General features: G+C 67.0%; 15 protein-coding genes and 1 pseudogene. 15 read left to right on the top strand and 1 reads right to left on the bottom strand.

Annotation, left to right across the window (positions count from 1 at the left end):
* Positions 1–257: 257 nt before the first annotated feature.
* From AC1DFC_RS23315 to AC1DFC_RS23295, 5 genes are all read left to right on the top strand, one after another.
* On the top strand, positions 258–563 hold the full coding sequence (locus AC1DFC_RS23315) for a JAB domain-containing protein (RefSeq protein ID WP_478079934.1): 306 nt from the start codon (positions 258–260) through the stop codon (positions 561–563).
* 426 nt (positions 564–989) lie between these two features.
* Positions 990–3,023 (top strand): ParB/RepB/Spo0J family partition protein, encoded by a 2,034-nt coding sequence (locus tag AC1DFC_RS23310; protein ID WP_012747203.1) that lies wholly within the window; start codon positions 990–992, stop codon positions 3,021–3,023.
* A 289-nt stretch (positions 3,024–3,312) separates the two neighbouring features.
* Positions 3,313–3,777 carry a thioesterase, FlK family gene (locus AC1DFC_RS23305; RefSeq protein ID WP_012747204.1) on the top strand — a complete coding sequence of 155 codons (465 nt, stop codon included), beginning with the start codon at positions 3,313–3,315 and terminating at the stop codon, positions 3,775–3,777.
* Between the two features lie 498 nt (positions 3,778–4,275).
* A complete protein-coding gene (locus AC1DFC_RS23300) occupies positions 4,276–4,584 on the top strand; it encodes a DUF736 domain-containing protein (protein ID WP_012747205.1) in 309 nt (102 codons plus the stop codon).
* 621 nt (positions 4,585–5,205) lie between these two features.
* The gene (locus AC1DFC_RS23295; protein ID WP_012747206.1) at positions 5,206–5,547 is read left to right on the top strand and encodes a DUF2958 domain-containing protein; all 342 of its coding nucleotides are present in this window, start codon (positions 5,206–5,208) and stop codon (positions 5,545–5,547) included.
* A gap of 11 nt (positions 5,548–5,558) precedes the next feature.
* Here AC1DFC_RS23295 and AC1DFC_RS23290 read toward each other — a convergent pair whose 3' ends face one another.
* Positions 5,559–5,867: a helix-turn-helix domain-containing protein gene (locus tag AC1DFC_RS23290; protein WP_012747207.1), complete on the bottom strand. Its 309-nt coding sequence runs from the start codon at positions 5,865–5,867 to the stop codon at positions 5,559–5,561.
* A gap of 142 nt (positions 5,868–6,009) precedes the next feature.
* Here AC1DFC_RS23290 and AC1DFC_RS23285 point away from each other — a divergent pair, with 142 nt between their 5' ends.
* The 10 genes and pseudogenes from AC1DFC_RS23285 to AC1DFC_RS23240 all read left to right on the top strand — a co-directional run bounded on the left by AC1DFC_RS23285 (position 6,010) and on the right by AC1DFC_RS23240 (position 12,875).
* Positions 6,010–6,351 carry a DUF2958 domain-containing protein gene (locus tag AC1DFC_RS23285; protein WP_012747208.1) on the top strand — a complete coding sequence of 114 codons (342 nt, stop codon included), beginning with the start codon at positions 6,010–6,012 and terminating at the stop codon, positions 6,349–6,351.
* A gap of 126 nt (positions 6,352–6,477) precedes the next feature.
* Positions 6,478–6,717, top strand: a complete 240-nt coding sequence (locus AC1DFC_RS23280) for a transcriptional regulator domain-containing protein (protein WP_208856298.1) — start codon at positions 6,478–6,480, stop codon at positions 6,715–6,717.
* 13 nt (positions 6,718–6,730) lie between these two features.
* Positions 6,731–7,270, top strand: coding sequence for a DNA -binding domain-containing protein (locus AC1DFC_RS23275; protein ID WP_208856299.1), 540 nt, complete (start codon positions 6,731–6,733; stop codon positions 7,268–7,270).
* A 154-nt stretch (positions 7,271–7,424) separates the two neighbouring features.
* Positions 7,425–7,658 (top strand): helix-turn-helix domain-containing protein, encoded by a 234-nt coding sequence (locus AC1DFC_RS23270; protein WP_012747209.1) that lies wholly within the window; start codon positions 7,425–7,427, stop codon positions 7,656–7,658.
* A gap of 28 nt (positions 7,659–7,686) precedes the next feature.
* A pseudogene (locus AC1DFC_RS23265) lies at positions 7,687–8,508 on the top strand (replication initiator protein A); the annotation flags it as partial.
* Between the two features lie 203 nt (positions 8,509–8,711).
* Positions 8,712–9,470, top strand: coding sequence for a ParA family partition ATPase (parA, locus tag AC1DFC_RS23260; protein WP_012747211.1), 759 nt, complete (start codon positions 8,712–8,714; stop codon positions 9,468–9,470).
* Complete coding sequence (locus AC1DFC_RS23255) at positions 9,467–9,730, top strand: hypothetical protein (protein WP_012747212.1); 264 nt, start codon at positions 9,467–9,469, stop codon at positions 9,728–9,730. Before parA ends, AC1DFC_RS23255 begins: the two co-directional genes overlap by 4 nt.
* Complete coding sequence (locus tag AC1DFC_RS23250) at positions 9,730–10,257, top strand: DUF2840 domain-containing protein (RefSeq protein WP_012747213.1); 528 nt, start codon at positions 9,730–9,732, stop codon at positions 10,255–10,257. Before AC1DFC_RS23255 ends, AC1DFC_RS23250 begins: the two co-directional genes overlap by 1 nt.
* The gene (locus AC1DFC_RS23245; RefSeq protein WP_012747214.1) at positions 10,254–10,787 is read left to right on the top strand and encodes a S26 family signal peptidase; all 534 of its coding nucleotides are present in this window, start codon (positions 10,254–10,256) and stop codon (positions 10,785–10,787) included. The genes AC1DFC_RS23250 and AC1DFC_RS23245 overlap by 4 nt, the downstream gene beginning before the upstream one ends.
* 576 nt (positions 10,788–11,363) lie before the next feature.
* On the top strand, positions 11,364–12,875 hold the full coding sequence (locus AC1DFC_RS23240) for a DUF3363 domain-containing protein (protein ID WP_208856301.1): 1,512 nt from the start codon (positions 11,364–11,366) through the stop codon (positions 12,873–12,875).
* The last annotated feature ends 58 nt before the right edge of the window (positions 12,876–12,933 follow it).

Raw genomic sequence — 12,933 nt, 5'->3', positions numbered from 1 at the left:
TCGGGCAATCCCGCCCGATTCACGGAGCCGACTATGTCGCACGATCTCTTCTCCTCCCTCGTTTCCTTCGAGTTCTCCGCCTCTGTTCCTCTTCTCGTTCGCGATGTCGCGGGCGAATACCGTCCGGCCAAGGCCGATGAGGTGCTGCTTGCGGCGCAGCGGCTGCTGGCAAGGCGGGTGCGTGGCAGCGACGCGCTGTCTTCGCCTGAGCTGGTGCGGGACTCCTGTGTCTGCGGCATGGAGCGCTGGAGTGCGAGGTGTTCGCTGTTGTGCATCTGGATGTGCAGTGCCGAGTGCTGGACTATGTGGAGATGTTCCGAGGCACGGTTGCACAGAGTTCGGTGTATCCACGTGAGGTGGTCAAGGACGCACTGGCGCGCAACAGTACAGCGCTTCTGCTGGTGCATGGCCATCCCTCGGGATCGGCAAAGCCGTCGCTGGCTGACGAAGCGCTCACGCAGACCCTCAAGTCGGCCCTGTCCCTCGTGGACGTGCGGGTGCTGGATCACCTGATCATCGGTGGCTGCGATATCTACTCGATGGCCGAGCATGGGTTGATGTAGCAAAGGGGGCTTCGGCCCCTTTTGTATTTTCCACTCGCATGCGCGCTGCGCGCGTGCTTCTGGCCGGCGGCCGGTGCCGGCCGATTCCCTCGATTTCATTTCTCCGGTGGCGGCACCCGCCACCTGCGCGCCGCTGTCTGCGGCTTGCCTGGCCTCTGCGTGCGCTCCCCCCGTCAAGGGCCGCTGCGGCGCCCGTGTCCTCGGCTTCGCCTGCGGGCCGCGCCAGCGCCTTCGCTGTTCTCCCTTGACGGCGCACCCGCGCCGGCCCCAGCCGGCCTGTATGGCCGCGAAAGGGCTTCGCGGCCCCTGCGGAGCCCAACACCCAAGGAGAGCGCCTATGCACAGACCCACACCCTGAATCCAGTTTCGGTTTTTGTTTTCCCAGTTTTGTTTTCCAACGTCCCGACATGGGACAGGAGTTCGATCATGAATACTGTTGATGCGTCAGAAGTTTCCGCCCTTGAAGCAGCCGTACCTGCGCAGAACATGCTGTTGGTGCCGCTTTCGCGGCTGCGCCCGCGCCCGTCCAAGCGCAACGTGCGCCGCAAGGCGCGCACGTCGATTGCTGCGCTGGCTGCAAGCATCCGGCGTCTGGGCCTTCTGCAAAACCTCACCGTGATTCCTTGCGGCGATGACGGTGACTTCGAGGTCGTCGCCGGTGGGCGCCGCCTCGCGGCCCTGAAGCTGCTCGCCAAGAAGCGGCGCATCCCAGAGGATTGGTCGGTGCCTTGCATGCTGGTGGCCGACACGCTGGCGCGCACGGCGAGCCTCACCGAGAACGTGCAGAGGGAGGCCATGGGACCGGTCGAAGAACTGCTCGCATGGAAGGCCCTTGTGGCCGAAGGCCGCTCGGTGGAGGCCATCGCGGCGGACTTCGGCGTGATGCCGTTGGTGGTCAGACGCCGGCTGCGGCTCGCCAACGTCTCGCCGCGCCTGCTGGCGGACTATCAGACCGGCGCTGCGACCCTCGAACAGTTGATGGCGCTCGCCATCACCGACGACCACGCGGCGCAGGAGGCCGCGTTCTACGACAGCCCCGCATGGCAGCGCAGCCCCGAGGCGCTGCGTGATCATCTGACCCATGAAGAGATCGATGCCAGCCGCGATGCGCTGGCCCGTTTCGTCGGACTGGAAACCTACGAGGCCGCAGGAGGTGGTGTGCGGCGCGACCTGTTCTCGGACGAAGAGCAGGGAGGCTATCTCACCGATGCCGGATTGCTGGACACGCTCGCGCGTCACAAGCTCGCCGATGTTGTCGAGCAGGTTCAGCTGGAGGGCTGGGGGTGGGTGGAGGTCGCGCCGCGCGCCACGGCTGCCGAGCTGCACGTGTTCCAGCGGGTACGGCGCACGCGCCGCGACCCGAGCAGGGCCGAGGCCAAGCGCATTGCCAAGCTTGAAGGAAAACAGAACGAGCTACAGGACCGTCTCGATGACGAGGATGCGGAACTGAGCGAGGACGGCGTGCAGGCTCTGCAGGAGGAGCTGAACCGGCTCGGCAACGAGCTGGAAGCCATCGAGCAGACCCTGACGGTTTATCCGCCCAGTGCGGTGGAAATGGCGGGTGTCGTGGTGTCCGTGGACCACATGGGCGGCGTGGTGGTGCACCGTGGGCTGCTGCGCGAGGAACAGGCCAAGACGTTACGGGCGCAAGAGCGGCAGAAGGCCGGTGCGGCAGGCGTGGAGCGCAATGGTTACGGCGGCGATGCTGATGAGTCGGTCAAGTCCGGTATCTCGGAGAAGCTGGCGAAGCGGTTGAGCGCGCATCGCACAGCCGCCTTGCAGGCCGAGGTCGCCCGGCATCCGCAGGTGGCATTGGTGGCTGTCGTGCATCGGCTCGCGCTGCGCGTGGTCTTCGACAGCTACGGTTCGGGTGGTTCTCCCGTCGACATCATCGCCACCCCGCAGGATGGGCTGACGCAGCATGCCCCGGATGTGGGGGGCTCGCCTGCGGCGGTGGGCATGGGCAAGGTCCGCGAGGCATGGGCGGGCCGCTTGCCGAAAGAGCCCAAAGCTCTCTTTGCCGAACTGCTGGCCCTGCCGCAAGGCGAGCTGCTGTCGTTGCTGGCGGTGTGCGTGGCTTCCACCGTCAGCGTGCTGGCATCCCGCGAGGACGAGGTGCCTGCCGCCGGGTTGGCCGAGGCCGTGAGCCTCGACATGCATGACTGGTGGGCGCCGACCGCCGAAGGCTACTTCGCGCATGTCTCCAAGGCGAAGGCGCTGGAGGCGGTGCTGGCCTTCGCACCCGATCACGTGACCCGGCTGTCCAAGCTCAAGAAGGCCGAGATTGCGAGCGAGGCCGAAAGGCTCGCGGCCGGGACCGGGTGGCTGCCGGTGATGTTCAGGGGCAAGGCAGAACCGAGCCCTGAGACGCCAATATCGTCTGGAATCGACGCGGTGCTGGAAGCGGATGAAGCCGCTGCCGAGGCCGAAGAGCGCGAGGGGCTGGCGGCAGTCGCCTAAGCATGAGGCCCCGGCCGGAGGCCGGGGCCTTGGATGCGCGAGAAAAAACGCGCGCGGCAAGTATGCCGCGCGCGTTTTCGTTTGCGATGAGGGTGGGGACGATGGACGCGCCGTGGCGGCGTTGCGTGTCCCAAGCAATCGGAATTTCCTGCGCCGTGGTACGCCCCGCCATGCCCCGTTAGGTTGGCTTCGCCGACACATCGCGTGAGCATCGTGAGAGTTCCAGTCCAGGGGCGTACGCATCTGTCTCTGATCTTGAAAACACAGCGATGTCACCTCTCACATTCTCATGAACCAGCAAGGCGTCAGCGAAATCTGTTTTGAAGAAACCTATGCGGTGTCGCATGACCAGACGGCACGGTCTTTGTTCGCGAGACTGCCGCATGGCCGCGAATACGCGCAAACGTTGATCGAATGTCTGGCGACCGGGTACCTGGTTGCGGTGGTCGAGTCCATCTGCGTCCGCGAAATGCAGATGCATATCGACGCGATGATGGAGGTGGTCGTAGGGCGCACTGTGCATATCGAGCATCTCGGCCCCATTCCACCGACGACACGGCTGCGACTGCGGGGATGGGTCGAGGGTCTCGGCGAGCGCAGTGCGACATTCCGTGTCCAGGCCTATGACGACCACGAGCTCGTACTCGACGGGACCGTCACGCTGGTGGCGGCGCATCGGGCCAGCATCGAGTCGCGTATCGCCACGAAGGTCGATGCGCTTGAGGCGGCCCGCGGCGGTGGACAACAGGGCTGACGGCCGGGAACGACGGGTCATCCCGCGTCACGGTTCAGGCTCTTTCCGTAGATATCTGACTTTCTTCCATGCCGCTGATGCCGATCACGTCTGCCGCCTCGACGCTGTGGGACGTTCCGGCGGCGCTTTCCTGGTCAGCCGGCATGGACCTGGACTGCGTCCGGGGCCTGCCGGAGAGCCGTTGCTGCGGTACCGGTGCCTGGGCCATGCATCCTTTCGGATCAGGTGCACGCCCACGGCCTTGTATTTGTCGTGAATCCTGGCGCGGGCACGGCGGCGCTTCTCTTCGTTGCGCTTCGCCTCGGGCTTCCTCGCCGCAACCGTACGGCCCGACAAATTTCCCCGACCTGCGGTCTTCCTCGCGAGGCAAATTTGTCGGGCCTTCCGGTCCTCCACTCGCGTTGCGGCCTTCGGTGCGACGCGCCCGGACCCGCACCGTCCGGATCACGCCAAGGCCGCGATGGGCGCGGACCTGGTCAACTTCGAAAGGACTTCATCATGGCCAACATCGGCACCTTCACCGCACAGAACAACGGCTTCACCGGCACGGTTCGCACCCTGACGCTCAACGTCAAGGTCAAGATCGCGCCCAGCGACAAGGAAAGCGAGAACGCCCCGGACTACCGCATCGTGGCGGGCACCGGCTACGAGATCGGCGCGGCCTGGAAGAAAGTCAGCAAGGCGGACCGGCCCTACCTGTCGGTAACGCTGGACGATCCGTCGTTCCCGGCGACCATCTATGCCCGCCTGGTCGAAGGCGACGACGGCGCGCACAACCTGATCTGGTCGCGCAGCAAGGGCGACTGATCGCCGCCCCGTGCCCCGCCTGCAGGCGGGGCGCTTCACCTCTGAGTTTCACCAACGGCCCGCGCTTGCCGCGGGCCGTTTCACTGCTGCGAGCCCGTACCGAATCGCGGAAGTACGGATTGGCGTCAGTCCGTACTTCCTGATTTGCTGATCTATGAATCGTCGCCATTCCGACTTTGCGGTTCTACGGATGCACGAGCAGCAGTGGATGTGCGGAAGCGGTTCTTCGGATCCGTGGGTTCGTGCAGAGACGCGTCGCAGGTTTTACGAATCGGCGTGCACACGGTTTGGCGGCGAAGACATTCGTGCGTCTCCCGGCGGTGCCGGGCCGGGCTGTCGTGCGATGCACCGAGCCGCCGGTGGCGTCTCGCCCCTTCTGGCTTCCATCCCTGACGCCTGCGGCCTTCACTGCGCTCCCGGCCTGCGCGCTTCGCTTGCCACGACAGGGGAGGGCTGGCTTGCTGTTCCCTTCATCGTTGCACGTCGTTCTCGCCGTCAAGGTCTGCGCGCACGTCGTGCGCTTGCGGCCGGCGGCCGTCTCTCGAACCCTGACGGCTGCGCTGCGCCGTGCGGCTTCCGGTCTCGGGCAATTCCGCCCGATTCCTTCCAAGGAGAAAGACCATGACGAAGCTCATTACCGACGAACAACGCGCGCAGCTGCTGGCCAATGGCCGGGAATCGGTCGAGAACTCTCACTTCGATCCGCGGCCGGTGGTCAAGCTGTTCACGCCCAATGCGGGCGCGACGTGGCTGTTGACCGAACTCGATTCCGAAGACATCGCGTTTGGACTCTGCGATCTCGGGCAAGGTTTTCCCGAGCTGGGCTATGTGAGTCTGGCGGAGCTGGAGAGTTTGCGTGCGAGGTGGGGGTTGCCCATCGAGCGCGATCTTCATTTCGTCGCTGACAAGCGGTTGAGCGGCTACGCGCGCGAGGCGCGGCTGGCAGGTCGCATCGTGGCGTAGCGCCGCGGGCGTCAGCCTTCTGCGGGAGGCTGGTGCCATTCCTTCGGCAACCTGGCCTCTGTCTCGAGCATCAGCTCGCCGGCGCTGCGGCCCAGTGCCCGAGCGATCCTGAGCACCAGAACCAGCGTCGGCATGTGCTCGCCGCGCTCGATCTTGCCCATGTGAGAGCGCTCGATGCCGGCGAGGTGCGCCAGCGTTTCCTGGGCGATGCCGTCTTCGGTTCTCAGTGCGCGCACCACAGCGCCGAACGCCAGCGCCGGCGCGACCTCGAAGGTCGTCGCGCCGGTAGGGCGTCCTCGCTGAATGGCTCGCTTCTGCATGGACAGAAGCGTCTCGTTTCAGCACAATTTAAACCACGTTATCTTTAACTCATGTCGTTGTTTTCGGGATCTACCCGCGTGCAGAAATCCTCCTACACCTGTCCTTGTGGCACTAGCACCCGGTCATTTTTTTGAGGGCCCAATGACTTTTCTCACCGAGCAGCAGCGCGCCGAGATGCTAGCCAACGGTACGGCGCGCGCCCGTGGCCAAGCCATCGACCCCTATCCCGTCGTCAAGCTGTACACGTTGGACGCCGCAGCGTGCTGGCTGCTCACCGAACTCGATGCCGACGGTGATCGCGCCTATGGGCTGACCGATGCCGGTACAGGCTTTCCTGAACTCGGACACGTGAGCCTGTCCGCGCTAGAGCGTGTGCGCGGTCCCCAGGGCCTGCGCATCGTCGCCGATCCGCATTTCAGGGCGCGGCAGCCGTTGTCCGGCTACGCGGCCGACGCGCAGCGCGACGGATCGATCAACGCTTGAACTTCCATGGCGGGTGGGGCGCACGGGATCGTCGCCGCTCGAGCGACAGCGCATCGCTGCAAAAGCCAGCCATGCCGGCCATGCCTGTGGCAGTCTTCGCGCAAGCAAGAAGAAGTGAGTTCTGCCATGACCGACCGCAAGGCCGAAGGCCTGCCGAGCGCGACCTGGCGCGCGTCGGCGGCCTACCTCTACACGCTCGATCTCGACAGCCCTGCGCTTGCGTGGGAGTACCTGCGCCGCCATCCGCAGTACCAAGCGGACTGGGCACGTCGCGCCGCATCGCTCAAGCGGTGGGGGTTGCGACAGCGCCGAAGACCCCCGTCTCGATGCGCGCGAAGCGCGACCGTACTGGATCGCGGCGGCTGACGAGTTGCTGCACGTGCGCGCTTCGCGCGCGCACGGTGCGCCGACCCGACCGGCCTTCGACCTTTGGCGCGTGCCTGGCCGCAAACGCCTCGCGCTCGATGGCACTGGCCTGATGCTGCTGACCGAGGTGTCCGCGCAGCGGCTGCGCATGTCGCTGGCGGACGACCTCTGCGATGGCGCGGCCTACGCTTGCACCGTCCCGCTCGGTCCCGGCCTGCGCGGCCAGCTGGATGCGTTCAACGCGCAGGCGCAGGTTCTTCAGGGCCATGCGCCGGTCGAGGATTCCACGCGGGCTGTCACCCGCGCCGCGCTGCTGCATCTTCGCGCCCTGCAGGCGCTCGACGGCGCGCAAGCCGACGCGTCGCACCGCGAGATTGCCCAAGCGCTATTCGGTCTCGAGGCCGTGATGGGCTGGCACGCCGATGGCGAACTGCGCGCTCAGGTCCGGCACCTGCTGCGGCGGGCTGAGTGGTACATGGGCGGTGGCTATCTGACCCTCGCGGGCATACCGCGCACCGCAGTCGAGTCCCCCGGAGACGAACTGGTGCGCTGAATATCTCCCTGCGCAAAAAGGCCCTTACTCCCGAGACTGCCTCCATTGGGCTGCGAATGGTTCGCGGCCCCGCGACAACGATGGAGGCCCTCATGGCAAGTGCCAGTTCCCTGTTTACCGCCCGCGCTTCGACGGCTGCGCCGCGGCCCCTGCGGTGCCCACCGCCCCGGTCAACCCCGAGTTCCTGACCACCGATGAGGCCGGCGCCTTCCTGCGCCTGTCCCCGCGCACGCTGGAGAAGCATCGCGTGCTCGGCGGGGGGCCGCGCTTTCGGAAGTTCGGCGCGCGCGTGGTCTACGCGGTCGAGGATCTGCGGGCCTGGGCGAACAGTCGGGCCTACGAGATGACCTCCGATCCCGGTTACGTGCAGCGCGACTCCGTCCGCTGACCGGCAAGCAGGGCAGGGAGCATCACCCATGTCGAAGCGTCCGAGCGAACGCGAACAGCTGCCGCTGTTCCGCGCGCTGCCGGGCGCTGACATGCCGCTGCGCGATGCGCAGGACCTGATGGCCTACCCGTTCTTCTCGCTGGCCAAGTCGCCGCGCACCGTGCCGATCCGCTTCGAAGCCGGCGGTGTCTCGCTCACCGTCGAAGGGGTGCCCGAGCACGGCATCGCCACGATCTGGGATGCGGACGTGTTGATCTGGGCCGCGAGCCAGATCGTCCAGGCCAAGAAGGAAGGCATCGCGCCTTCGCGCCTGATGGTCGCCACGCCCTACGAGATCCTGCGCTTTGCGCAGCGCGGCACCGGCCGCAGCGACTACCTGGCGCTGCGCGCCGCGCTGGACCGGCTGCAGTCCACCACCGTCGCCACGACGCTGCGCCAGCGGGAGCGTCCGAACGGTGCGATGCGCGTGCACCGCTTCTCCTGGATCAACGAATGGAAGGAGTACATCCGACCCGACGGACGCGCCGACGGCATCGAGTTGATCCTGGCCGACTGGTTCTTCTCGGGCGTGATGGACGAGGCCTTGGTGCTCACGCTCGATCCCACGTACTTCCGGCTTTCCGGCGGCATCGAGCGTTGGCTATACCGGCTGGTGCGCAAGCACGGCGGCCGGCAGCCCGGGGGCTGGCGCTTTGCAATGCGCCACCTGCATCTGAAGTCCGGAAGCCTGCAACGCCATTCCGACTTCGCGCTGCAGGTGCGCCATCTGGTGCGGCGCCAGGCGCTGCCGGGCTACCGGCTGTCCATCGAGCGCAGTGGCGGCATGGAGTCGTTGGCTTTCCGGCCGATGCAGGGTGAACCGTTTCAAAGCGACTTATCCACAGTTTCTGTTGAAGAACCTGTGGATGACGTGGGGATGGGCTCGGTGGATCGCCCGCACGACGCTCGGTGGATCACCCGCAGAAACATCGGTGGATCACCCGCACCGATCGGTCCGAAGGCCGCGCCCGGCAACGGTTTCGGGCCTCCCTAAACATCTAAAGGGATACATAAATGGAAGTCACGCGCGCGCGAGCCGAAGCTGCTCAAACAACAGGCAGTGCTTCGATCGAAGCAGCCCAAGCGGGCCAGACAGCCGAGAACCACTCGCGGGAAAGTGAGCCGCGGCCCGGGAAGGTGATCGCGCTGCTGAACCAGAAGGGCGGCGCGGGCAAGACAACGCTCGCCACGCATCTGGCCGGCGAGCTGGCGATGCAAGGCCAGCGCGTCACGCTGCTCGATGCCGACCCGCAGGGGTCGGCCTTGGACTGGGCGCAGCGGCGTCTCCAGAACGGCCAGAAGCGGCTCTACGGCGTCTTTGGGCTCGCGAGGGACTCGCTGCACCAGGAGGCGCCGCAAATCGCCTTGGAGGCCGACCACGTGGTCATCGATGGCCCACCCCGGGTCGCGGCCCTCGCGCGCTCCGCGCTGCTGGCGGCCGACCTGGTGCTGATCCCGGTGCAGCCCAGCGCCTACGACGTATGGGCCAGCCACGAGATGGTGCAGCTCGTGATCGAAGCGAGGGTGTTTCGGCCGCAACTGCGCGCGGCCTTTGTGATCAACCGGCGCGTGGTGGGGACGGTCATTGGGCGCGAGGCGCGCGCGGCGTTGGCCGATCAGCCGTTCGCCGCCCTGTGCGCCGAAATCTCTCAGCGCATCGTGTTCGCCGACAGCGTTGCCGCGGGGCGGCTCGCCTGCGAAGCGGCGCCGACGTGCGCCGCGGCGCGCGAGATCGCTGCGCTGGCGCAGGCCGTGCGGGAGATGCTGCGATGACGTCGCGAGCGACATCCGCATCGCCGAAGCGGGCGCCGATCGGCCGCAGGCCGGCTGCCGATCCGGCGTCGGCCTGGGTGCGACGGGCCGACGAACCGGCGGCCGCAGTCAAGGCATCGATCTACACCGCGCGTCTGACCATCGACGTGACGCCCGCGCTGCGTGGACACATCAAGGTCGTCGCGTTCAAGCGCGGCATGACCGCGGCCGAGATGCTGCGCGAGCTGCTGGAGCGAGAGTACGGCGGAGGTGAACCGTGATGCAGCCACCGCCGCTCTCTGCGCGGCCCTCGCCCCCAGCCGCGTGGTCCCCGGGGACCACGCGCGGGGCCATCCCCATGCGGGTGTCACTGGCTTTCGTCGAGCATCGCGTCAACGTCTGGCTGCGCTTCGGTCGGCCGGCGCGCGAGACCATCCTCGACCGCTGGCGGCGCGTCGCGATCTTCGAGTCGGGTGCGGTCTGCTGCCGTGTCAAGTGGATCGGCAACGACTATGGCACGGCGCTCTGGCACCTGATGGTGCTGCAGGCCCCCATGCCGCCCGACGGCGCACAGCGCGTTGCCGGTGTACAGCCGGGCGCGCGCATTCTGCTGCGCGCCGATGGCGAGAGCCAGGTCAAGGCCGTGCTCGCGGCGGTCGACGCCATCGAGGCCTTGGGCATCGACCCGTGCGCGGTGGCCGTCACGTACTGGCGCACGGTCGGCAATCGGCTGGCTGCGCGCCAGCCGCTGCCGGCCTACACCGCCGAGCGGCATGCGGCGCATCTGGCGCGCGGGGCGCTGCGATGACACCGCGCCTGCTCTTCGCCTGTATGGGCGTCGGCCTGGCTGCGCTGTGCGCGCCCGCCGCCATGCCGGTGGCGACACGCGATCGCGTGCTCGTGGTCTACAACCCGAGCGACAGCTTGCCGCGCGGTTGGTACCGCATCGACGGCCTGGACAGTGCAGCCTCGCTGCACGTCGGCAGCATCGTGCTGGCACGGCTTCCGGCCGACGTGGCCGCCTTCGCGGCACGGCGCGGCTACCTGCCGAGCGGCGTGCCGATCCTCAAGCGCATTGGCGCCCGTACGCCGCAATCGGTGTGTGTTTGCGATCAGCTCGTGCGCATTGACGGTGCCGTGGCGGCGAGCCTGCGAACGCATGACAGCGCGCTTCGCCCATTGCAAGCCTGGTCGCAGTGTCGTCCCCTCGCAGCAGACGAGTTGTTCCTGCTCGGTGACACGAATCCGGCGTCGTTCGACAGCCGGTATTTCGGGCCCATCTCTGCGTCGGCCGTGCTTGGGGTCGCGCGGCCTTTGTGGACATGGAGTGCGCCATGAACTGCGCGGCTTCCTGCGACCAAGCACGCTGCCGAACTGCAGCCGGACGTGCGTCCGCGCTGTACTCCGTCGTGCAGAGGGCCCGCCGCCAGGGTGCAGCGCGAGCTGCACCACCGCGGACCTTCGGGCAGCGTTGCGCACCCCGTGCGCGGCTGGCGGCAAGTCGGAGCCGGGAGCGCATGCGGAGGGCGGAGACGGAGGGCCAGATAAAAGGGGCGACACGCCGCCACCCGCGAAGCCCGTCTGCACGTAATGTGGGCGCGGCACGGCACCGGTTGGTGCCGGTGCCGTGCCGGTGCGCAAAGTCGCATCGGTGGGACATTGGGCGCGTGCCGCTTTCGATCCCTTGCGCGTCATTGCTCGGGAGTGCCCGCCTTGGCTTCGCGTAAGGAACTGGATGGCGAGCGCTTTCGCGTTCGGCCGGCGGCCCCAAAGTCCCGCGCAGGACCGCGCCCGGAGCGCTTCGTGTCCCGGGTGCTCAGGGAAGTTTCGAAGACCGGTGCCAAAGCGTCCGGCAAACGAGCAGGGCGACCCGCGTCGACCTTTGGCCGAGGCCGAGGCCGAGTCGCGGCGGGCATGGCAGTCGATCGCCTAGGCGAGCATGCCCGGCGCGTGGTCATCAAGGGCCGCTTCGTGGTGCTCCGGAAAGCCGGCGTGAACTCGGTATCCACCCACCTGCGTTACATCGAGCGCGATGGGGTGACACGTGACGGGCAGCGAGGCCAGGCCTACGGGCCCGGCACGGATGTCGCCGATCTGAAGGCTTTTGAGGAGCGGGGCAGCGGAGATCGCCACCAATTCCGCTTCATCGTCTCGGCCGAGGATGCGATGGAGCTGGAAGACCTACGCGGCTTTACGCGACAACTGATGCAGCGCATGGCGGTGGATCTGGAAACGCCGCTGGACTGGGTGGCGGTCGACCACTGGGACACCGACAACCCGCACACCCACATCGTGCTGAACGGCCGGACCGCCGGCAAGGAAGACCTCATCATCGCGCCGGACTACATCGCCCAGGGCATGCGCCTGCGCGCCAGCGAGATCGCGACCGAATGGCTGGGGCCGCGTACTGAGTTGGAAATGCGGCAAAGCCTGCAACGGGAAGTCGAGCAGCAGCGGTTCACGGGCCTGGACAGGGCCTTGTTGCACCAAGCCGTGGCGGAGACCGTGGACCTGACCGGTCGGCCCGGAGACCGCGAGCGCCAGAACTTGCTGCGGGCACGGCTGCAGCGGCTCGAAGCCATGGCGTTGGCTGAACGGATCGACGCCAACCGATGGCGGCTGGCGCCAAACATGGCGCGCACGTTGACTGAGATAAGCGAGCGCGAGGAGGCACTGGACATCATGCGCCGGGCACTTCAGGGCCAGCAGCGCGAATGTGTTTTTGATGGCGCGTCGGTAACTCCAGTCATGGGCCGCATCGTCGGCAAGGGGCTGGCTGACGAACTGCACGACCGGGGCTACCTGGTGGTCGACGGCATCGATGGCCGGGCGCACTACCTGAAACTACCGGGTCGTGCCGATCTGTCGGCGCTGCCGGTGGGCGGCATAGTGGAAGCAAAGCCGCCGGGGCGGGAGCGGGCCGTGGACAACTCCATTGCGGCCATCATCCAGGATGGCATCTACAAGTCCGCCGACCATCTGGTCCGACTAGAGCAGGCGGCAGACCGCGATCCGCAGGCCACGATCGATGTCCACGTGCGCCGGCTCGAGGCTCTACGCCGCAGCGGCGTCGTGGCGTGCGTGGCCGATGGCGTCTGGCAGGTGCCGCCGGACCTGGTGCGGAAGGGCCAGCGACATGACGCACAGAAGAGTATGGGGCTGACCATCGAATTGCGCTCGCACCTTCCCATCGATCAACAGGTGCGTGCCATCGGTGCGACCTGGCTGGACAGGCAATTGATCGGGGAGGGCGGCGGACTGGCAGCTCAGGGCTTTGGTGCGCAGATACGCGAGGCGATGAGGCGCCGCGCGGATTTTCTCGTCGGATTGGGGTTGGCCGAGCACCGGGGAAACCGCGTCGTGCTCGCGCGCAACTTGTTTCGGTCTGGCGGGAGTCTAGGAAAAGGGTGCGCAAAAGCCGATTGACATCTCGGCAAGCGCGAAGCGCCTGCACGGAATAGCCTTGCGCGACAGGCACTTGCGA

The sequence above is a fragment of the Variovorax sp. 10L421 genome, assembly GCF_056395365.1.
This window is presented reverse-complemented; position numbering and strand designations above follow the sequence as displayed.

Coding starts and splice junctions, on each gene's coding strand:
- AC1DFC_RS23290 (WP_012747207.1), bottom strand. CDS start 5,867: ATGCAGAAGCGAGCCATTCAGCGAGGACGCCCTACCGGCGCGACGACC.
- AC1DFC_RS23285 (WP_012747208.1), top strand. CDS start 6,010: ATGACTTTTCTCACCGAGCAGCAGCGCGCCGAGATGCTAGCCAACGGT.
- AC1DFC_RS23245 (WP_012747214.1), top strand. CDS start 10,254: ATGACACCGCGCCTGCTCTTCGCCTGTATGGGCGTCGGCCTGGCTGCG.
- AC1DFC_RS23300 (WP_012747205.1), top strand. CDS start 4,276: ATGGCCAACATCGGCACCTTCACCGCACAGAACAACGGCTTCACCGGC.
- AC1DFC_RS23280 (WP_208856298.1), top strand. CDS start 6,478: ATGACCGACCGCAAGGCCGAAGGCCTGCCGAGCGCGACCTGGCGCGCG.
- AC1DFC_RS23250 (WP_012747213.1), top strand. CDS start 9,730: ATGCAGCCACCGCCGCTCTCTGCGCGGCCCTCGCCCCCAGCCGCGTGG.
- parA (WP_012747211.1), top strand. CDS start 8,712: ATGGAAGTCACGCGCGCGCGAGCCGAAGCTGCTCAAACAACAGGCAGT.
- AC1DFC_RS23240 (WP_208856301.1), top strand. CDS start 11,364: ATGGCAGTCGATCGCCTAGGCGAGCATGCCCGGCGCGTGGTCATCAAG.
- AC1DFC_RS23295 (WP_012747206.1), top strand. CDS start 5,206: ATGACGAAGCTCATTACCGACGAACAACGCGCGCAGCTGCTGGCCAAT.
- AC1DFC_RS23255 (WP_012747212.1), top strand. CDS start 9,467: ATGACGTCGCGAGCGACATCCGCATCGCCGAAGCGGGCGCCGATCGGC.
- AC1DFC_RS23310 (WP_012747203.1), top strand. CDS start 990: ATGAATACTGTTGATGCGTCAGAAGTTTCCGCCCTTGAAGCAGCCGTA.
- AC1DFC_RS23305 (WP_012747204.1), top strand. CDS start 3,313: ATGAACCAGCAAGGCGTCAGCGAAATCTGTTTTGAAGAAACCTATGCG.